This window comes from Mesorhizobium sp. C416B, assembly GCF_030323165.1.
GTDB lineage: Bacteria > Pseudomonadota > Alphaproteobacteria > Rhizobiales > Rhizobiaceae > Mesorhizobium.
In genome coordinates this window covers 5,318,964-5,337,524 of record NZ_CP100471.1, presented here as the reverse complement: position 1 = coordinate 5,337,524, position 18,561 = coordinate 5,318,964, and the positions used below count along the sequence as shown (strand labels likewise).

19 protein-coding genes, 1 tRNA gene and 1 pseudogene are annotated in these 18,561 nt (G+C 60.7%); 10 read left to right on the top strand and 11 right to left on the bottom strand.

Annotated elements, in window-relative coordinates; all coding sequences use genetic code 11:
- Positions 1-30: 30 nt before the first annotated feature.
- Both NLY43_RS26020 and NLY43_RS26015 read right to left on the bottom strand, forming a co-directional pair.
- Positions 31-1,191 (bottom strand): coiled-coil domain-containing protein, encoded by a 1,161-nt coding sequence (locus NLY43_RS26020; RefSeq protein ID WP_023711100.1) that lies wholly within the window; start codon positions 1,189-1,191, stop codon positions 31-33.
- 155 nt (positions 1,192-1,346) lie between these two features.
- Positions 1,347-1,883: a DUF1134 domain-containing protein gene (locus NLY43_RS26015; protein ID WP_245259859.1), complete on the bottom strand. Its 537-nt coding sequence runs from the start codon at positions 1,881-1,883 to the stop codon at positions 1,347-1,349.
- Positions 1,884-2,274: 391 nt separating this feature from the next.
- Here NLY43_RS26015 and chpT point away from each other — a divergent pair, with 391 nt between their 5' ends.
- A complete protein-coding gene (gene chpT, locus NLY43_RS26010; RefSeq protein WP_023669947.1) occupies positions 2,275-2,904 on the top strand; it encodes a histidine phosphotransferase ChpT in 630 nt (209 codons plus the stop codon).
- A 245-nt stretch (positions 2,905-3,149) separates the two neighbouring features.
- On the top strand, positions 3,150-3,518 hold the full coding sequence (locus NLY43_RS26005) for a response regulator transcription factor (protein WP_023669946.1): 369 nt from the start codon (positions 3,150-3,152) through the stop codon (positions 3,516-3,518).
- An 84-nt stretch (positions 3,519-3,602) separates the two neighbouring features.
- Here the strand turns inward: NLY43_RS26005 and ctrA are convergent, their stop codons facing one another.
- Positions 3,603-4,298 (bottom strand): response regulator transcription factor CtrA, encoded by a 696-nt coding sequence (ctrA, locus tag NLY43_RS26000; RefSeq protein WP_006203583.1) that lies wholly within the window; start codon positions 4,296-4,298, stop codon positions 3,603-3,605.
- A gap of 449 nt (positions 4,299-4,747) precedes the next feature.
- On the opposite strand from ctrA, the gene NLY43_RS25995 reads away from it, so the two are divergent.
- On the top strand, positions 4,748-5,125 hold the full coding sequence (locus NLY43_RS25995) for a flagellar export protein FliJ (protein WP_023669945.1): 378 nt from the start codon (positions 4,748-4,750) through the stop codon (positions 5,123-5,125).
- Positions 5,126-5,234: 109 nt separating this feature from the next.
- Here the strand turns inward: NLY43_RS25995 and NLY43_RS25990 are convergent, their stop codons facing one another.
- Positions 5,235-5,636: a winged helix-turn-helix transcriptional regulator gene (locus NLY43_RS25990; protein WP_023691645.1), complete on the bottom strand. Its 402-nt coding sequence runs from the start codon at positions 5,634-5,636 to the stop codon at positions 5,235-5,237.
- Positions 5,637-5,727: 91 nt separating this feature from the next.
- Between NLY43_RS25990 and NLY43_RS25985 the strand changes: the two genes are divergently transcribed.
- Positions 5,728-6,657 carry an NADP-dependent oxidoreductase gene (locus NLY43_RS25985; RefSeq protein ID WP_023711099.1) on the top strand — a complete coding sequence of 310 codons (930 nt, stop codon included), beginning with the start codon at positions 5,728-5,730 and terminating at the stop codon, positions 6,655-6,657.
- A gap of 64 nt (positions 6,658-6,721) precedes the next feature.
- Here NLY43_RS25985 and sciP read toward each other — a convergent pair whose 3' ends face one another.
- On the bottom strand, positions 6,722-6,997 hold the full coding sequence (gene sciP / locus NLY43_RS25980; RefSeq protein WP_013529904.1) for a CtrA inhibitor SciP: 276 nt from the start codon (positions 6,995-6,997) through the stop codon (positions 6,722-6,724).
- 256 nt (positions 6,998-7,253) lie between these two features.
- On the opposite strand from sciP, the gene mnmA reads away from it, so the two are divergent.
- Entirely contained in the window at positions 7,254-8,444 is a 1,191-nt protein-coding gene (gene mnmA, locus NLY43_RS25975; RefSeq protein WP_023711098.1) for a tRNA 2-thiouridine(34) synthase MnmA, read from the top strand.
- 64 nt (positions 8,445-8,508) lie between these two features.
- Here mnmA and NLY43_RS25970 read toward each other — a convergent pair whose 3' ends face one another.
- Complete coding sequence (locus NLY43_RS25970) at positions 8,509-9,468, bottom strand: Gfo/Idh/MocA family protein (protein ID WP_023683623.1); 960 nt, start codon at positions 9,466-9,468, stop codon at positions 8,509-8,511.
- A gap of 236 nt (positions 9,469-9,704) precedes the next feature.
- Here NLY43_RS25970 and NLY43_RS25965 point away from each other — a divergent pair.
- Positions 9,705-9,781 (top strand) — tRNA-Met (locus NLY43_RS25965).
- Here NLY43_RS25965 and NLY43_RS25960 read toward each other — a convergent pair.
- The 3 genes from NLY43_RS25960 to NLY43_RS25950 all read right to left on the bottom strand — a co-directional run bounded on the left by NLY43_RS25960 (position 9,738) and on the right by NLY43_RS25950 (position 12,989).
- On the bottom strand, positions 9,738-11,366 hold the full coding sequence (locus tag NLY43_RS25960; protein WP_084561122.1) for a recombinase family protein: 1,629 nt from the start codon (positions 11,364-11,366) through the stop codon (positions 9,738-9,740). The two genes, NLY43_RS25965 and NLY43_RS25960, sit on opposite strands and share 44 nt — an antisense overlap.
- Positions 11,367-11,845: 479 nt before the next feature.
- A complete protein-coding gene (locus NLY43_RS25955; RefSeq protein WP_023711097.1) occupies positions 11,846-12,301 on the bottom strand; it encodes a helix-turn-helix domain-containing protein in 456 nt (151 codons plus the stop codon).
- A 7-nt stretch (positions 12,302-12,308) separates the two neighbouring features.
- Entirely contained in the window at positions 12,309-12,989 is a 681-nt protein-coding gene (locus tag NLY43_RS25950) for a hypothetical protein (RefSeq protein WP_023711096.1), read from the bottom strand.
- Positions 12,990-13,126: 137 nt separating this feature from the next.
- Between NLY43_RS25950 and NLY43_RS25945 the strand changes: the two genes are divergently transcribed.
- A complete protein-coding gene (locus tag NLY43_RS25945; RefSeq protein ID WP_031199210.1) occupies positions 13,127-13,369 on the top strand; it encodes a helix-turn-helix domain-containing protein in 243 nt (80 codons plus the stop codon).
- 86 nt (positions 13,370-13,455) lie between these two features.
- On the opposite strand, the gene NLY43_RS25940 is transcribed toward NLY43_RS25945, so the two are convergent.
- Entirely contained in the window at positions 13,456-13,671 is a 216-nt protein-coding gene (locus NLY43_RS25940) for a helix-turn-helix transcriptional regulator (protein ID WP_023711095.1), read from the bottom strand.
- A gap of 129 nt (positions 13,672-13,800) precedes the next feature.
- Positions 13,801-16,848, bottom strand: coding sequence for a Ti-type conjugative transfer relaxase TraA (gene traA / locus NLY43_RS25935; RefSeq protein ID WP_286458867.1), 3,048 nt, complete (start codon positions 16,846-16,848; stop codon positions 13,801-13,803).
- Between the two features lie 172 nt (positions 16,849-17,020).
- Here traA and NLY43_RS25930 point away from each other — a divergent pair, with 172 nt between their 5' ends.
- The 3 genes and pseudogenes from NLY43_RS25930 (at position 17,021) to NLY43_RS25920 (ending at position 18,539) form a co-directional block, all read left to right on the top strand.
- Positions 17,021-17,347 carry a conjugal transfer protein TraD gene (locus NLY43_RS25930; RefSeq protein WP_023711093.1) on the top strand — a complete coding sequence of 109 codons (327 nt, stop codon included), beginning with the start codon at positions 17,021-17,023 and terminating at the stop codon, positions 17,345-17,347.
- A gap of 1 nt (position 17,348) precedes the next feature.
- Positions 17,349-17,597: a conjugal transfer protein TraD gene (locus NLY43_RS25925; RefSeq protein WP_023711092.1), complete on the top strand. Its 249-nt coding sequence runs from the start codon at positions 17,349-17,351 to the stop codon at positions 17,595-17,597.
- A 407-nt stretch (positions 17,598-18,004) separates the two neighbouring features.
- Positions 18,005-18,539, top strand: a pseudogene (locus NLY43_RS25920) (Ros/MucR family transcriptional regulator).
- Positions 18,540-18,561 lie beyond the last annotated feature (22 nt).

The following is an 18,561-nucleotide window of genomic DNA, read 5'->3' as shown; positions in this document are numbered from 1 at the left end:
GTCAGGCAATTCCAAGCCGGGGCTTGAAACTCAGCTCGGCAAATCTGCCTTCTGCAACGCCCGCACGCGATCGGCCAGGCTGGTGGTTCCCGACCGCGTTTCCTGCGGCGCCGCCAGCGCCTTGGCGATCGGTGAATCGGGTCCTTCGAGCTTGGCCGTCAAATGGACGACCTCAGCCGCCAGATTGTTCATCTGTTCGCGCAAGGCAGAACCGGTATCATTGCCATTGCCGGGGCCATTCCCGGGCTTCGCGGATCCAGAACCGCCAAGCTCCGCCTTCATCCGCTTGTTTTCGCGGGCCAGCGTCGTCAGCCTGGCTTCGAGCCGCTCTCGGTCGCCTTCGAGCTTGGCGAGCGTCTTGTCGATGTCCTCGTTCCTGGCGCGGGCACTGTCTTGCGCACCAACCAGGCCAGCAGCCACGGCGCCTCCCGCAGCCTCGCCCTTCACCCGCTCGCGAAGCCGGGCCAGTTCCTTTTCGCGGCGATCGAGCTTGTCCTCGCGATCGGCAAGCGTGGCGAGCAGGCGCTCGAGCTTTCTGTCGAGGTCGGCGGTTCTTTTCTTTTCGGCCTTCAAGGCATCGCGCGTGGCCTTGCCTTCGGCGACGACTTCCTGATGGCGCCTGTCGGCCTCCTTCCGCTGGCCGCGCAGCACTGAAATGTCGTTGGCAAGTTTTTCCAGCTCGGATTCGCGAGCCACCAGTTCGATCTGACGATTGCTGGAGGAGAAGGACGCGTCGTCGTACATATGTTCGAGCTTTTCCAGCTCGAGCGCGCGCTTTTCCATCATGCGCTCTGTTTGTGCAAGCCTGTCCGACAGCTGTTGTATCTGCTGCTCGCGATGCAGCAGCAATTCGTTTTTTTCCCCGAGCTCCGAAAGCGCCTGCTTCTTGTCCTTGCGCTCGACCGCCAGGCCCTTCAGCGCCTCGCGGCCGCGATTGATTTCGACGAGTTGCTCATTCGCCTGCTCACGCAGCGTCTTGATGCTGATTTCGAGCCGGCGCGTCGTCATGGCGAACTCGGCCCGCAAGCTGTCCTTGTCGGCCTGGATCTCGGCCAGCGTTCGCGGCACCGACGCCTCGACACGCTTGCGTGTCAGCGCGACCGCCCGCCGCCAGATGGCCGGCGCGACCAGCAGCGCCAGAAAGCCTGCGCACAGAAAGCCGAGGGCGAAGAACAGGATCGACTGAACCAAGGTGACTACCCGTTACGGGCGGGCCGCTATCCGGCAACCGCCAAGTCTGGACTTTGCCATGTTCGCATGACGCAAATCCAGCGCTGCGGCAAGGGTTTGCCGCAGCTGCACCGGGTCAGAATCTGTTGATCGGGTCGAAGTGTGGTCGGAATCGCTCAGAAAGGATTCCAGGTCGGCCTTTGCGTCAGCTTCAGATAGCCGAGATTGACGCCAAGCCGCGCGCCGACGCCGGTGCGGATCGGCACCAGCAGCACCCTGTTGTTCTGCAGCACGTTGAAGCCGACGCCGGCCACGACATAGGCCGAACCGGCAACGCCGCCGAACCGATTGTAGAGATTGCTGACGTCGTCGAGGTTATAGACGAGCATCATCACCCGCGATCCCTCGCCGCCGAAATCCCAGCCGAGCGAAGGCCCTTGCCAGAACACCTTATGGTCGCCGGCATTCTTGGTGTAGAGCGTGCCTTCGCCATAGGTCAGGCCGCCGATCAGCGCGCCGGAGCCCTCTTCGCCGAGCAGATAGCCATTGGGCAGGCCGTAGGAGGCAAAAATCTTCTCGACGACGGTTGCGAGACCGCCCGACGTCGCGCCGAAGAACTTGTGACCGGAATCGACGATCTCCTGAGCGGTGTATTCCTGTGCCCGCGACGCAGAGGTTGAGAAAGCGAGAGCGCCCATGAGGGCAATCGCCATGAAGAAGACGCGGACAAACGTCCGGTCGTAGAATCGGGAAACCATGCTTCCAATCTCCGTCAGGGAGCACTTTCGCCGACGCCTCGCACCCCGTCCGGCTCTTTAGGCGGCCGTTAAGGATGACTGTTACGGGCAAACTATGCCGTAATCCTTTTTCAACCATTAACCTCCCACATGAACATGGCGGTTCGAAGGCTGTTTCTGACTGTCTGCACGGGCTCCCATCCTGTGCAAAGATGCCGTTTTTCTCACAAGAATTGTGGATTGTTGCTGCACGCTCGGGCGCTGTGTATTCAGAATGCCTGGGGGGAGAGAGCGTGATTCGGGTGGTGAGCGTGGCTGTCGGCCGCGCGGCCACCAGGATGTGAATTTTAGCAGGGATTTTTCGCCGATGGCTGAGCTTTTCTCTCTCTCCGCACCCGATCTCGCAGCGTTGTTGTGCAGCCGAGTCTGCCACGACATCATTTCGCCGGTCGGCGCCATCAACAACGGCCTCGAACTCCTGGACGAGGGCGGCGCCGACGAAGACGCCATGAAACTGATCCGGCAGAGCGCCAGAAACGCTTCGGCCCGCCTGCAATTCGCCCGCATCGCCTTCGGTGCCGCCGGTTCGGCGGGCATGATGATCGACACCGGCGATGCCGAGTCCGTCGCCATCGCCTTCCTGAAGAACGAGAAGCCGGAATTGATCTGGAACGGGGTTCGCGCCCTGCTGCCCAAGAACAAGGTCAAGCTGCTGCTCAATTTGCTGCTCGTCGCCAATGCCGCCATCCCGCGCGGTGGCAGATTGGTGGTCACGCTGGAAAACCTCGACACCGAGCCGCGCTTTGCGCTTGCCGCAAGCGGCCCGATGCTGCGCGTGCCGCCGAAATTCCTCGAACTCCATTCCGGCAACAAGCCCGAGGAGCCAATCGACGCCCATACCGTCCAGCCTTACTACACGCTGCTGCTGGCGCGTGAGGCCAACATGACGATCTCGATTCATGCGACCGCCGAAGAGATCGTGCTGTCCGCGGCTTGAGCGAAGCCGTTCGGCAGGACGTCCGAGCATCAAGAACAATCAAGTATCTTTTCCCGCTGATATTTGCGGCAATTCAGAACAGGAAAGTTTCATTGCCGGCAATGCCCCTGCCGAATGGGGCTGCAGACGACATGTTTGTAAAAACTTTACCTAACGGCTTTTCTACTTCTTTACCAGATCGGCCTAGTGTGCATCCCGATACCCGGATGCCGCCGGTTCGCCCCATGGCAAAGAGGAACCCGGAAATGAAGCGCTGCATGTTTGTCGACGATTCGAGCGTCATCAGAAAGGTTGCAAAACGGATTCTTGGCGGCTCCGACATGGTGGTGATCGAAGCGGCAACTGGACTTGATGCTGTCGAGATGTGCGCTGCCGAGATGCCTGATGTGATTGTCGTCGACGGCGCCCTGCCGGACATGCAAGCGGTCGACGTCATTCGCCAGGTTCGCGCCATGGAGAGCACGATCAAACCGCAGATTCTGATCTCACTGGTCGAGGTCGATGTTGCCTCGATCATGAAGGCAAAGCGCGCCGGCGCCCAGGGTTATCTGTTGAAGCCGTTCAACCGGCCGCAACTGCTCGAACGTTTTCGTACCTTGAAGGTTGCCGCCTGACTCGGCACGCCTCGGCCAAGAAGGACAGCAAAAAACCCGGCCTGAGCCGGGTTTTCTCATTAAATTCAATCGGATGGTGTTCGCTCAGGCGCTGACGCGGATGTCTTCCGGCTCGCGCAGCACATAGCCGCGACCCCAGACCGTCTCGATGTAGTTCTGCCCACCGGATGCTGCGTCGAGCTTCTTGCGCAGCTTGCAAATGAAGACGTCGATGATCTTCAGTTCCGGTTCGTCCATGCCGCCATAAAGGTGGTTGAGGAACATTTCCTTGGTCAGCGTGGTGCCCTTGCGCAGCGAGAGCAACTCCAGCATCTGGTATTCCTTGCCGGTCAGATGCACGCGCTGGCCGCCGACTTCGACGGTCTTGGCGTCGAGATTGACCACCAGGTCGCCGGTGGTGATGACCGACTGGGCATGGCCCTTGGAACGGCGCACGATGGCATGAATGCGGGCGACCAGTTCGTCCTTGTGGAACGGCTTGGTCATATAGTCGTCGGCGCCGAAGCCCAGGCCGCGCACCTTGTCCTCTATACCGGCCATGCCGGACAGGATCAGGATCGGCGTCTTCACCTTGGACAGGCGAAGTGTCCGCAAGACTTCGTAGCCGGACATATCGGGAAGGTTGAGGTCGAGAAGAATGATATCGTAATCATAAAGTTTACCGAGATCGACACCTTCTTCGCCGAGGTCGGTCGTGTAAACATTAAAACTTTCAGATTTGAGCATCAGCTCGATGCTCTGAGCGGTTGCACTGTCGTCTTCTATCAGCAGAACGCGCATTTCATTCCCCTTTTCTGCCGCCGGACCATGTCACGACCCATCCGGGACCGGAGCAGTGATTGCCTGAACAGAGGCTGCCATCGAATGGTTAACAAAACCTAATTCCGCACCAAGGACGGTACCAGATTTTTTAACCCCTTTCTACACCCTCTTGAATCTAATGATGAATCACAGAACCAAATCGCTAATGCTACACATTAATAAGTCGGACTAAGTGACTCTAGGGACTCGCTGGCCGGCTTCCGTATCGGGAGCCGGAATTTTTACCCGGCCTTAAGTCCTCGCCCTTATGATTAACAATGCGCGTAAACGAATGGTTACCGCCGGCAAAAAACTTTAGGGATTTGTTTCCCATAGTTCGGGGAATGCCGGTGGATACGGGCGGCGCCAGGCCCTGGCGGGCGGATTGGACGATATGTGCAGGTGTGCGTTTCCGGGAGTACCGAATCATGAAGTCACGTGAAAACCTCGTTCGGCTGAAGCAATTTCAGGTGAATGAGAAGCGGCGGCAGCTGCTGCAGCTCGACATGATGATCGCCGAGTTCGAGCGCATGGCCGTTGAACTGGAGCTTCAGATCACCGCCGAGGAGAAGAAGGCCGGCATCACCGACATCAATCATTTTGCCTATCCGACCTTCGCCAAGGCGGCGCGTCTGCGCCGTGATAACCTCAGAAACTCTCAAAGCGACCTCGCCCAGCAGCGAAGCGCTGCCGAATCATTACTCGGCGAAGCTGAAGCGGAGCTTTCCAAGGCCGAGATGCTGGAATCGCGCGACACCAAGATCCGCGACGCGGAACTCGGCGGTCGCAGCGCCATGATCGGCTGACGGCAGGGTTTTAACCCGACCGGCGCCGCCTGACGCCGCGCTTTGCTTTGCGTGTAGCGCGCCAAAAGGCTCCGGCGCTGCTGATCCGGCCCGTAAGGCGGCCGCAGCTTCAGGCCCGTGCCAAATCCCTGTCCAGGTTCGCCGCTGCCCTCGCCCGCGCTTGCTTGATGTCAGGCACATGCTCTTCCGACCAGGACCGTATCTGGGTGAGCAGCCCCGCCAGGTTCTGGCCAAGTTCGGTCAATTCATATTCGACCCGCGGCGGGATCACCGGAAAGATTTCGCGCCGCACAAGCCCGTCGCGCTCGAGGACGCGCAGCGTCTGCGTCAGCATTTTAGGCGTGATGCCTTCGAGCTTACGCGCCAGTTCGCCGTTGCGCATCCGGCCACGGCGCAGCGCACAAACCGTCAGATAGACCCATTTGCTGGCCAGCATCTCGAGCACGGCGTGCGAAGGACACGTCCGCTGGAAGGCGTCATAGCCGGAGCCGCAATCATTATCACTATCCATGAGGTGCCTATATATGGAAAAGGTACATACTGGACAAGGGAATATTACTATCCAAATGATAGTGGCACAGAAACCCCAGCAGGAGCCTCCCATGCGTGCCGTTGTCCAGAATTCAGTCGGCGGACCCGACGTCCTCGTCATCGCCGATCGCCCCGCGCCCTCGCCCAAGTCAGGCGAAGTGCTCGTGCGCGTGCATGCCGCCGGCATCAATCCGGTCGATGGCTCGGTGCGCGCCGGTTACTATCCTTTGCTGGGCGAACCGCCCTTCACTTTGGGCTGGGATATTTCAGGCACGGTCGAGGCGGTGGGCCCAGGCGTCGATGGCGGCCTCAAGGTCGGTGACGCCGTGTTCGGCATGCCGCATTTTCCCAAGCAGGCCGCGGCCTATGCGGAACTCGCTGTCACCCCGGCTGATGAAATCGCACCGAAGCCGCAAGGCATCGATCACTTTCATGCAGGCGCGCTGCCGCTGGCCGGCCTGACCGGCTGGCAAGGCCTTGTCCGCCATGGCGGCCTGAAGCGCGGCCAGCGCGTGCTGATCCATGCCGCGGCCGGCGGCGTCGGGCATCTGGCGGTGCAGATCGCCAAGGCGCGCGGCGCTTATGTCATCGCCACCGCCAGCCCGAAGAAACTCGATTTCGTCCGCTCGCTCGGCGCCGATGAAGTGATCGACTACACCAAGGGAGATTTCACCGTCGAGGTCAGCGACGTCGACCTGGTGCTGGAGCCGATGGGCGGCGACCATGCCGACCAATCGCTGACAGTCCTGAAGGACGGTGGGGTCCTGGTGTCGCTGCTCAATGTCCACGACGCCACCCGAGCCAAGGCTGCTGCGCGTGGGATCCACGTCGAGCGCATGTCCGTCGTGCCCGACCGTGAAGGCCTCGTCGAACTTGGCAAACTGGTCGATGCGGGAAAGCTTGCGGTCCATGTGGCAAAGAGCTTTCCGCTCGAACAGGCGGGCGCCGCGCACGCTTTTCTCGCCACCCGGCCGATCGGCAAGGTGGTGCTGACGGTCTGAAGCAGGCATTACCGACAGGCAAAAGGGCGCGGTTACCGCGCCCTTTTCTGTTGTGGTCCTGGCTCTAGTGCCGGTATTGCTGGATGCGCGTCGTGCGCAGCCCGGCAAGGCCGTATTCGTCGATCGACGCTTGCCAGGACAGGAATTCCTCGGTGGTCAGCTTGTAGCGCTGGCATGCCTCGTCGAGGCTCAAAAGCCCGCCGCGCACCGCAGCAACCACTTCCGCCTTGCGCCGGATAACCCAGCGACGTGTATTCGTCGGCGGAAGATCGGCAATCGTAAGAGGGCTGCCGTCAGGCCCAATAACATATTTGACTCGCGGTCTAACAAGATCGGTCATCGTACTCTCTACTAAAAACTCAAAGACCCAATCCCCACCACATTACCGCCACAGCTTTAAAAATTGCCTAAGCGAACCCTAATGAGTAGGTAAGGATCATGAACGCCGCGTTAGTCTTTTCGTCGGCATTTGAGGCAACGGCGGACAGACGCGCAATTTTCCCGCAAAATCGGCACCGCCGCAAAAGCTGGCGCTGCTGGTGTGGTTGACCTATATTCGCGCCACTGCCATTGAAGCGCCGCAGAACGAAAGAACCATGAACAGCCTCGACCTTCCCGCCAGCCCGCAAAACACCCGCATCGTCGTCGCCATGTCGGGCGGTGTGGATTCGTCTGTCGTTGCAGGCCTTTTGAAGCGCGAAGGCTATGATGTCGTCGGCGTGACGCTGCAGCTCTACGACTATGGCGCGGCAACGCACCGGGCCGGGTCGTGCTGCGCCGGCCAAGACATTGACGATGCCCGCCGCGTTTCCGAGACATTGGGCATTCCGCATTACGTGCTCGACTATGAGGAGCGCTTCCGCAAGGCGGTCATCGACCCGTTTGCCGAGAGCTACGTTGCCGGCGAAACGCCCATTCCGTGCGTCTCTTGCAATCAGACGGTGAAGTTCGCCGACCTTTTGGCCACCGCCAAGGACCTTGGCGCCGATGCGCTCGCCACCGGCCATTATATCCGCTCCGGGGCCAATGGCGCCCACCGCGCGCTATTCCGGCCCGTCGATGCCGACCGCGACCAGAGCTATTTCCTGTTTGCCACCACGCAGGCGCAGATCGACTATCTGCGCTTTCCGCTGGGTGGGCTGTCCAAGCCTGCGGTGCGGGCCATCGCCGAAGATATGGGGCTGACCGTTGCCGCCAAGCAGGACAGTCAGGACATCTGCTTCGTGCCGCAGGGCAAATATTCCGACATCATCGCCAAGCTGAAGCCGGCTGCCGCCAACCCAGGCGACATCGTCCATATCGACGGCCGCGTGCTCGGTCGCCATGACGGCATCCTGCGCTATACGATCGGCCAGCGCCGCGGCATCGGCATCGCCTCGGGCGAGCCGCTTTACGTCGTCCATCTCGACGCCGACCGGGCCCGCGTCATCGTCGGTCCGCGCGAGGCGCTGGAGACGCACAAGATCTATCTGCGCAACATGAATTGGCTGGGCGATCGCGCGCTGTCCGACATTCCGGCCGCCGGCATGGAGCTGTTCGCCAAGGTGCGCTCGACGCGGCCGCCGCGCCCGGCCGTGCTGCATCACCGCGCCGGCAGCACCTTTGTCGAACTGGTCGACGGCGAGTCCGGCATCGCGCCCGGACAGGCCTGCGTGCTCTATTCCGACGACGGCAACGAAGCCCGCGTCTTCGGCGGCGGCTTCATCGAGCGCTCCGAGCGCGGCGCCGAGGCCGAAGCCATGCTCAGCCGGCTCGCAGCCAGGCCGGCGCAGATTCCCGCTGAGTAAACACTACCCTCTCGGAGACAGTTTTAGTTTCGATCTGCCTTAAGGGCAGAGTTTCGAAACGGTCTCAGGACTTTGTGTGCGTGACTGTACCCGCCGTCAGGATGCGCAGCACCCTGATGGCTTCCTCGCCGCTGGTGCGCGGCTCGGCCCGCGTCTCGATACACTGGATAAAGTGCTCGAGCTCGCGCGTCAGCGGCATCCCCTGGCCGACCGCGACATAGGACGGCTCGTTGGTGGTGAAGGCCCACTGGCCGCTGTCCTGCCACACCGCGTGGCGGTAGACGGCCAGCTTGCGCTCCCAGGGCTCGACATCGTCGAACACCGCCATTGCCTTGGTGCCGACCACGGTCAGCCGCCGCTCGCGATAGGGATTGAGCCGCGAGGTGAAGAGATGGCTGCGCAGCCCGTTGGGAAAACGCATGTGCAGATGCGCGAAATCGCTGAGATTGTCGAGGAGTGCCGCTCCCTCGCCCCTGACCTCGATCGGCTCGGTGCCGGTGATGGCCAGGATCATCGACAAATCGTGCGGCGCCAGATCCCACAGTGCGTCGTTCTCGGTGTGGAATTTGCCGAGGCCGAGCCGGTGCGAGTGGATGTAGCGGACCTCGCCGAGCTCGCCATTGTCGATCAGCGCCTTCAGCGTCTCGAAGGCGGGATGGAAGCGCAAGACATGGCCGACCATGAACACGCGGCCATTGTCCTTGGCCGCCTGCACGGCGCGCTCGGCGTCGGGCACGGTCAACGCAATCGGCTTTTCCACCAGCACGTCCTTGCCGGCCTCAGCGGCGCGCACGGCAAGATCGGCATGGAACTGCGGCGGCAGCGCCATGACGATGGCGTCGATATCATCACGCACGAACAGCTGGTCGGGCTCGATCGCCAGGCAGTCCTGCTCGCTGGCAAAGCCTTCGGCCCGCGCCCGATTGGCATCGGAAACCGCATGCAGCGCGCCGAGCGCCTTGAGGGTGCGGATGTGGTTGCTGCCCCAGTATCCGCAACCGAGGACTGCAATGCGCGGCTTCATCAGCTTCAAACTCTAATTTCTTGGCCGAGACATAGCGGCGTGCCCCGTCGAACTCAACCCCGGTGGCTTACCGGAGATGCCAGCCCGGCAAAGCTTTTACCGGCGACAATATGCCGGCGCCCCTCGCGCATCGATGCTTGACAGGCTCGCCCTCCCAACCTTATATCCGCGCGACCTTGGCGAACGCCTCGAAATGCCTTTCGATTTAAGGCGGATTTCGGGCCTTTCGCCGCCCTGGCGGGGTAGCTCAGTTGGTTAGAGCACGGGAATCATAATCCTGGGGTCGGGGGTTCAAGTCCCTCTCCCGCTACCACCATTCCCCCCGCTCCTTTGACGCCGTGGGGGAAGGCACCCTCGCCCAAGAGTGCCGTTAACCGCCCAGCGATTTCGACTTCGACGCCGCCGATCCTCGATGGATCTCGAAACACCGTGACGGTTTCGACCAAGTCGCGCATTGCCTCTGCACATTCGGAATCGCCAAAAGCAATGCCCTTAGCAAGCCCGGTCCGAAGTTGGTTTAGTTGTTCCTCGTAGCGAGCGAGCACCGCAGGGTGCAGCGCGATCACTGCCGTAGCGGCGGGCACCCGATCCAACTCGGCTAGAATGCCCTTACGCTCTTCATTCAGCGTTGTTGATTGCGGTCCCAGCACGGCTGGGTCGCCATAGCCCTTGGCAATGGCGTTGACCAGGCGCTCGATCTCCCGAGTTAGTTCTTCAAGCCGTCGCTCCAAACGGCTGCGCCTGGCATCGGTGTCGGCTGCCAAGCGCTTCCGTTCTTCGTGGTAGGTCTGGACGTACTGGGCAATCACTTCGGGATGGCGCAACTCGGCGGAAAGGCCGTTCAGAACTGCAGCTTCGATCGTATCCAAATAGAAGGTCTTGGGAGCGGCGCATGTTCCGCTTTCAGTCGCGGCGGAACAGCGGATGCGAATGCGCTTGGACTTGTCCACGCCTTTCGACGACATTCCCGCACCACAGGCACCACACCTCAGGAGCCCCGTCAACATGTGCCGTGGTCGGCGCTGGTGGCTTGGATGAGTGGTTGCACGCGCCTTCTTGCGTGCTTGTGCTGCGTCGAACAGGTCGGACCGAACAATAGCGAGGTCGGGCACTGCGACTACTCGCCAGTCACCCTTGGGATTTGGGCGCGAGACACGTTTCCCCGTGTCAGGATCCTTGATCATTCTGACCCTGTTCCAGATCAGGCGGCCAGCATAAAGCTCATTGTGAAGCAGCCCCGTCCCTCTCTGCACATTTCCATTGATGGTGGAGGCATTCCAGGCACGACCGCGAGGCGGCGGTATGCGGTCTGTGTTTAGATCGTGAGCGATATCGCGCGGGGTTTGCCCTGCGACATACTCTCGAAAGACACGACGCACGATTTCCGCTTCATCCTCTGCGATCATCCGCTTCCCGGGATCGCCTAGCACGTACGAATAGCCATAGGTCAGACCGCCGGCGTGAAGCCCTTTGTTGACTCGGCCGGCTTGGCCCCTGCGGACTTTGTGAGCGATGTCCTCTCGGTATAGCTGGCCAACGAGACCGCGCAGGCCGACCAAGACCGTGTTCACCACGCCTTCGTGAACGGCACGAATTTCGATGCCGAGAAATGAAAGGCGTTTGTGAATGCCCGCAAGGTCTTCCATGTCGCGCGAGAGCCGATCAAGTGCCTCTACGACGAGCACGTCGAATTCGTGCTCACGCGCTTTGTCCATGAGCTGAAGTAATCCGTCACGGCCCAGGACGGAGCCACCGGAGCGTGCTCGGTCGTCAAACGTTGCGACAACGTTCAACCCCTCACGTTCTGCATATGCTCGGCACAAAGCGAGTTGATCGTCGATTGATCGCTCATTTTGGAGGTCGGTTGAGAAGCGTGCGTAGATCGCGGTTCGAGTCATGATAAGTTTTCTCGGCCTGTTCACGCTCGTGGTCTTCGCGAGCCGCTTGGCGCGCAAGTGCTTTTGCAAGGCGCAGAATCGCTCTGTCAGGCGCTCGGAACAAGGCCCTTTTTTGGTACCTCACAACCATTGCGAGTAGCGCTCGCTACGGATCGGCTGGGCTTCTGCTGAAAATAACAGTCCGCAGAATGCGCGGCTTGGTTCAATCCTGCCGAGATCATGATCTTGGTCCATGTCTCCCAGATGCGCGCATGCAGGAGATGAGAAAAGCCATCAAATTGATTAGTCGCAGAATTGGATAGCAAGGCGTGCTTTTCGGAAATCCGCAAGTCCCAACCTCAAGCCGCAAGCTATTCCGGGCGGCTCTGGAGAAGCTCTCAGGCATGTCTGGCGGGATCGCCTGACTACACCCACCGCCGTCTTTCCGAGGTTGTAGGCAACAAGTGGCGCGGGCCCTCACGACCTCCTCAACCTCGTTTCTAATACTCGTCTGGGCATTGCACAGGATCGATTCCCTTTCCCAATTCAAAGAGCAGAGACGACACGCGGTTGCGCACACGCGGGGGGAGTCGCATCAGCCTTTCGATCAAGCGTCTGCCTTCCGCGCTGGCGATGAAGCCCAGGCGTTCGTCTACGGGCAGGAGCGGAGCGGTTGCCTCGCCATTGCCCGGCAGACCATCGAAGAAGCGGCTGACAGGAACATCCAGCGAGCGGGCGATTTCGTAGAGCGTGGAAGCGCTGACGCGGTTGCGCGCGCTTTCGTATTTCTGGAGCTGTTGAAAGCTGATGCGGATCGCACGGGCCAGTTGCGCCTGCGAGACGTCCGACTGGACTCGCAGAGTCGCGATCTGCCTGCCGACGTGACGGTCGGCCGGATGGGGACCGACCTCACCGTTAGGTGCCACACCGCTTTGAAAACGATCCAAGATTTTCATCAAGGCTTCACCTGCTCTGTGAGTTTTGCTGCTTTTCTGAGCTTGGGTTCGTCGCAGCGTCTAAACGGTGAAGACGGATGAGGTCATGCAGTACCGATCGGATGTGCGGCCAGGGAAAATCGTCTGGATGTTCCCAGTGCTCACCGTCACGCAGGATGACCTTGAGCTTGGCCAAAATGCCTTCGATGGACGTGGCCGCTGTCTGCGGTAGATCATCCAGAAGTGCCCCTTCGACTGTTTCCGATTGCCGGATCAGTTCGTCTGTTCTCGAATAGCCGATCTCAGCATCAGCAGCGTCCCAGCGCGCCTGGTGTGCCACGAAATCCGCAAGCGCCCTGCCCCATTCGACTTCATTTTCAGGAGAGTGGGCATCGTTCAGGCTCTGGATGGAATGGAGCGTCACGTCCGTACCATCGGCAAGCCGCACCTTGGCGCAGGGAAAGCCAACTATCCTGGCGAGGTGTGTCTCCAACCGCCGCTGTTCGCGGCACAGCGCCAGTGTCTCATCATGGATTCTTTGCCAGCTCCCACACAGACGAAGAGCAGGATCGGCCGCGCTGCCGTCCGTCAGTTCGCCAGCCAGCGATTTTGCCTGGAAGGGCCATGCCGCCGCGCCCGTGGCCGTTCCCGTCAGCAAGCGCCGCCGGGTGATGAAAAACAAATTTATGCTATCGTCGGAATCATCCATGATCCGAGCTCCAAACAGCTTTGCATGGTTGGTGATACAGCCAAACGCTTTGGCGGCCTCAGCTAAATATCTGAATTTAAGATAACTGAAAATCAGATATAAAGGAAGCCCCCATCTGAGTTCAGATGAGGTGATAAGTGGTCGATACACTCGGTACGAATCGGCACAAAGCTTTGATCGCGCTGCTGATCAAAAACCGTGAAGCGGCAGGCCTTACGCAATTTGAGTTGGCAACCAGGCTCGGCCAATACCAATCGTTCGTAGCTCGACTAGAAAGCGGACAGAGACGTGTTGATGTCGTGGAGTTTATAAACCTCGCCGAGATTCTCGGTTTTAGCGCTCCGTCAGCCATCAAGAAGCTATCGGAAGTAACAGGTTGAGCGATGGGAGCGTGTGACCGCGCTAGTGCAAATTGACAATTTTGCAGAACCGGCAAGGAAGCCCCCAAGTTGTTGCACCTACCCGTTCAATCGAACCTCTTCACCTCAGCCTTCGACCCCCATCGAATGGGATCCTCAACCCAGCGGTTGATCTCGGATTCATGCCACCCGGCGCCATTGGTGCTGATCCTCAGTTGAGCCGGGAACGTGCCGTCGGCGATCTTGCGATAGATTGTCGAGCGGGACAGGCCGGTCCTGGCGAGGACTGTTTTGAGACGAACGATACGATCCGGCTCGGACATAGCTTGCGTCCACCTGAATGGTTGTTGCTGATTTCTGTTGGGACAGACAGGACGAACCCATGCCGGAGGCAATCCGATTTTTCGCTTCATCCGCCTGTAGCGTGAAAACGGCGGCAAATCGGAGGGGTGTCAGAGCCCAAGGCCCCGCCCCTTTCCGATGCCATGGCTGAATGCCAGTTCCACACCCAGACGCCGGCCGGATTCGACCTCGATGCCAAGCGCCTTCTTATGATTGGCAAGCATGGATTCAAGCTGCGGATCGCGTTCAAGGCTCTTGGCCATATCGGACATGGCCGAACGCGTTGACTTGTAGCCGGACATGTCGCCGGCCTGATATTGCTCCCGTCCCGTCCGATCGAGCTTTTGCCAGCGTTCGACGAAACGGTCGGCGCGGCGGCCTGGATCGATGTCTATCCCGGTGCGGATTTCCGTCTCAAGCTGGAGAGCAAGCACGATGCGGCGGACGCGGCCAGCCCCCGCCTCGTGGACAAGTTCGGGATTTTTCACATAAGCCGCTTCGGCATCGCGCCAGCCAAAGGGCCGCACCTTCTCGAAGGCCCTACGGGCATCCCTCAACTCGCGCATCTGCTCGGGACTGCCCAGCCCATCCGCATCTCCGTTGTGCGATATCGCGTCGATAGCGCGCGCGTGACGAACAAGCGCCTTCGTACGAGCGCTGCGCAACGCCGCTTCCGCGTCCACCGGCACATTCGCGCCGCGTGGCACTCCGGTGGCGAGATTTTCTCTGCCGGGCGTCGGGTCCGCATCTCCGATCCGTACCTCTACACTCTCCCTTCCCGGCCCAGGTCCACGTTCCTGCATGGGCACGGCGTCTGCAGGCGAGCGCAACCCGTCGAGCAGTCCGCCTATCCTGTCGCGCAGCTTCTCCGGGACGATCCGGCGCACGATCTCGATCACGCGCTCGCGGAATGTGATGCCGCGCCGCTCGGCATAGTGTTGTGCCGGGTCGACCTGCCCGTAATCCAACGCCATGTCCTTGGCGCGGTCCCGTGACAGCGTCCGGACGAGGCGTTCGCGGGTCGTAAAGTCATCGCTGCCGTAGTGCAGGTCCATTCCGTCTCGATGCCGCGACAGTGCGACGTAGCTGCCATGCGCATCCATGCCCGGTGTAGCGAGCACATGGGTCCGGTCAACCGTCATGCCCTGCGCCTTGTGAATGGTTGCGGCATAACCGTGGTCGATGTGGGAATAATCTTTCAGGTCGAAGCGAACCGACCTGTCGTCATCGGTGCGCACGGTCATGCTCTGTGTGCTGACTTCCTCTACAATGCCAAGCGTGCCGTTCTTGACCCCAAGCCCGCGCTCGTTGCGCAGGAACATGACCCGGTCGCCGCTGGTGAAGGCTCTTGGGCCGCGTTCGACATCCACCTGAACCTCGTCGCCGAGATCGCCGGCAGCGCGCATGCGCTCGCGCGCTGCCTGGTTCAGGGCGCGCACCTCGTCGTTTGTGTGGGTGAGGATGATCCGGCTTGCCTCTGGATGCGCCTGCCTGTCGCGATCCCAGCGCTCGACGAGTTCACCTCGCGCCTCATTGCGCGTTGCAGCCTGATGCACCATCCCTTGCACGTCGTAGGCGCCGATCGCGGCGCCGATCCTGCCGGTTGCCAGATCGCGCGTAGCGTCACGCTGCCAGTCCTCGCGCTGCCGGCGCACCTGGCCGATTTCGACGCCGCCATGACGCTCATGGATGGCGCGGAATGCAGCGCCGGCTTCGATTGCTTGCAACTGCTGCGGATCGCCGACGAAGACAACTTTTGCGCCAACGTCGGCGGCATGGGAAAGCACGCGCTCCAACTGGCGCGTGCCGACCATGCCGGCCTCATCAATCACCAGGACATCGCGAGCTGTGAGCAGATCGCGGCCCTGTCCCCAGCTATGCTCCATACTGGCGATGGTGCGTGATGAGATGCCTGATCCGCCTTCCAGATTCTCGGCGGCAATGCCGGAGAGTGCCGCGCCTCGAACCTCGTAGCCCGCCGCTGCCCATGCCTGGCGGGCAACCCCCAGCATGGCGCTCTTGCCCGTTCCGGCAAAACCGACAACGACACCAAGACCGCGACCATCGGTGATATGTGCAAGCGCATCGCTCTGCTCGTCTGAAAGGATAAGCCCGCGTTGCGCAGCCCGCGCCAGTGCTGCCTCGCGATGTGCGTCACTCACCGCATGACGCTCGTCCAAATCCATGCGTTCCGCAGCGCGGTGAAGGCGCTGTTCGGTCTCGATCATCTGCCGGGTTGTGAAACGGTCTTCGCCGCGCCTGTCTTTGCCGAGCTCGATCAGATCGGGTGCGTTGCTGATGGCTGCCACCACCGCGTTGAACTGCTCTACTCCATCGCTGTGGCGATGCGCAAACTTCGCAATTTCTTTTCGGGTGAAGGTCGATTGCTGATGGGTGATGGCGTCGAGCGCCAACGATGGATCGGCAATGATGCGCGCACCATTGTTGCGCGCGATCTCGCGATGCAGTTCGGCGCGATCTGCTTCATCGTGGCCAGCAGCAAGGCCACTGCGCTCGATGCGTTGAGCCGGGGCGCCGATCTGAGTTTGCGGCTCCAGCGCAATGCCTTGCGCTTCCAGACTGCGATGATCGATGCGGGCGTCGATGTCGAGTTCGGCCAGGCGTTCATTGGCCAGCTCCGCCCACCGCTCGCGCCAGCGCTCGACCAGCTGGGTAGCATTCCAGTCTCGAACCTTGGCACCAAAACCATTCTCCTCCACGGACCGCATGGTGAGCATGACATGAGCATGTGGCTTGGGACTGCCATCCTCCGCCCTGTCCCAATGCACGTTAAGATCGGCGACCATGCCCTTGCTGACAAACTCGACTTGTACAAAGTCACGCGCCAACTCGATGCCTTGCGCCTGGCTGAGTTCACGCGGGAGCGCAAACTCGACCTCGCGGGCAAGTTGCGCATCCTTCCTCACCTCGAACGCCTCGACATCGTTCCAAAGCCGTTCGCGGTCGCGCCAGGCCTCCGGTGCATGCTCTGGCAGCATCACCTCGGAATGAACAACACCGCGCTTGGCGGAGAAATCGTGGCTTCGTTCAATCCGCTCGTCGCGCAGCCGCGAAGCCGAGCGGTAGGCAGCGGACGCCACAGCGCTTGAGCCTGCCTTGCGGCCAATGACCTTGACATGAAGATGATAGATCGCCATCGCGACCAGATCATTTGCACGTCAAAGCGTACGTCGGCACGACGTATAAGCGCGCCCTCCCTCGAAAAAATCTCGGGATGGACCAGCCCGTCCCGGGCTGTCTCGGCAACCCTGAAGCCTTCCGGCAGCCGCTCGCCTATCATTGCCACACCGACAATCAATGGAGATAGCCATGCGCAAGCCACGTGACTTCGACGCCGAACTAAAGGCGCTTGAAGAAAAAGCGCGAGAGCTCAAAACGCGAAAGGTGCAGCAACTTGGCGAACTGGTGATCGCCACCGGCGCCGATCAGCTCAGCACCGACGAACTGGCCGGCGCACTGGTAGCCATCGCCGAGACGAAAGACACGGCAAAGCGTGAGGCATGGGCCAAGCGTGGGGTGATGTTTTTCGAGAGCAGGTCCCGGCGAACTGCTTCGGCATCTCAGCGCAACCCTCGCGGCGCTCCAGCGCAACCGGGCAGCGCGCAATCGCCGGCAGGCGGCACAGGCTCGCAATGACATGAGAACATGGCAGGTGGAGCGTCGCAAACGCACCCGACAGCTGATCGAGCTTGGCGGTCTCGTCGTCAAGGCAGGCATTGTCGAGCTCACCAATGACGATCGCGCAATCATCTACGGCGCGATGCTCTGGATCGCCGCGAAGCTGCAGGGCCATGACGGTAAGCATGCGCGGGAGCTTTTGGCCGCGAAGGGAAAGCAGGCATTCGATGGTGAACGGCGTGAAGAGCAGATGGACTGGCGAACATAGCCACAGTTGGCGCGAGCAGCGGCCAGTCCGAAGTCGGAACAGCAAACTTCCGCCGGTGTGCCAGCGCCGCAGTCAAGCGCTTGCGCAGGAAGCTTTCGCGATCTCCTCGCGACCGCCGACAATCTTCTCTCGCGAGCCTTGATCCTGGTGATATAGAGCGCAAGGCTCGCGTTGGCGACGCTCGTCAAAGCGGGCGCTGCCCTATGAGCGAACTTCAAAATCCAGATCGTGCCCTCGAAACCTCCCACGCCCTCCAGATTCGATCATGCACACTGCGCATTGATACAAACTCTATAGCCAGGGCGAGAGCCAGCGGCACGGCTTTGCACAGCTGGAACGGGCGGAAAAGCCAGGGAAGCTCCTCGCTTCGGCAAAGGCATCCCAGCCGATACAAAAAGGGAAATTATATGACCGCTGCTCTCGAGCAAGGCAACAAACTGGATACCGTGTCGATAACGGCTGACATTGTCGCCGCCTATGTATCGAACAATCCAGTACCGGTTGGCGAGTTGCCGAAACTCATCGGCGACATTCATGCCGCCCTGAATGAATGGCATCGGCACGCCGGCGGTAGAACCTGTGGTAAAACAGGACCCGGCAGTTTCGATCAAGAAATCGGTGACACCTGACTTCATCATCTGTCTGGAAGACGGAAGGAAATTCAAATCGCTCAAGCGGCACCTTCAGCACTTCAACCTGACCCCCGACGAATACCGGCAGAAATGGAACCTGCCGTCCGACTATCCGATGGTGGCGCCGAACTACGCGGCTACCCTGTCGGCTCTGGCGAAATCAATAGGGCTCGGGCGCAAGGCGGCGACGCCCACGTCTGCCGCGGCGGAAAAACCAAAACGGGCTACTCGTGCGGCGGCAGCGGCGACGACTGCGGCGGCCATGAAGTCGCCGCTGAAGAAGGTCCGCAAGGCGCCGGCCAAAGCGTAACGCGCTGCACCTAGCGGACGTG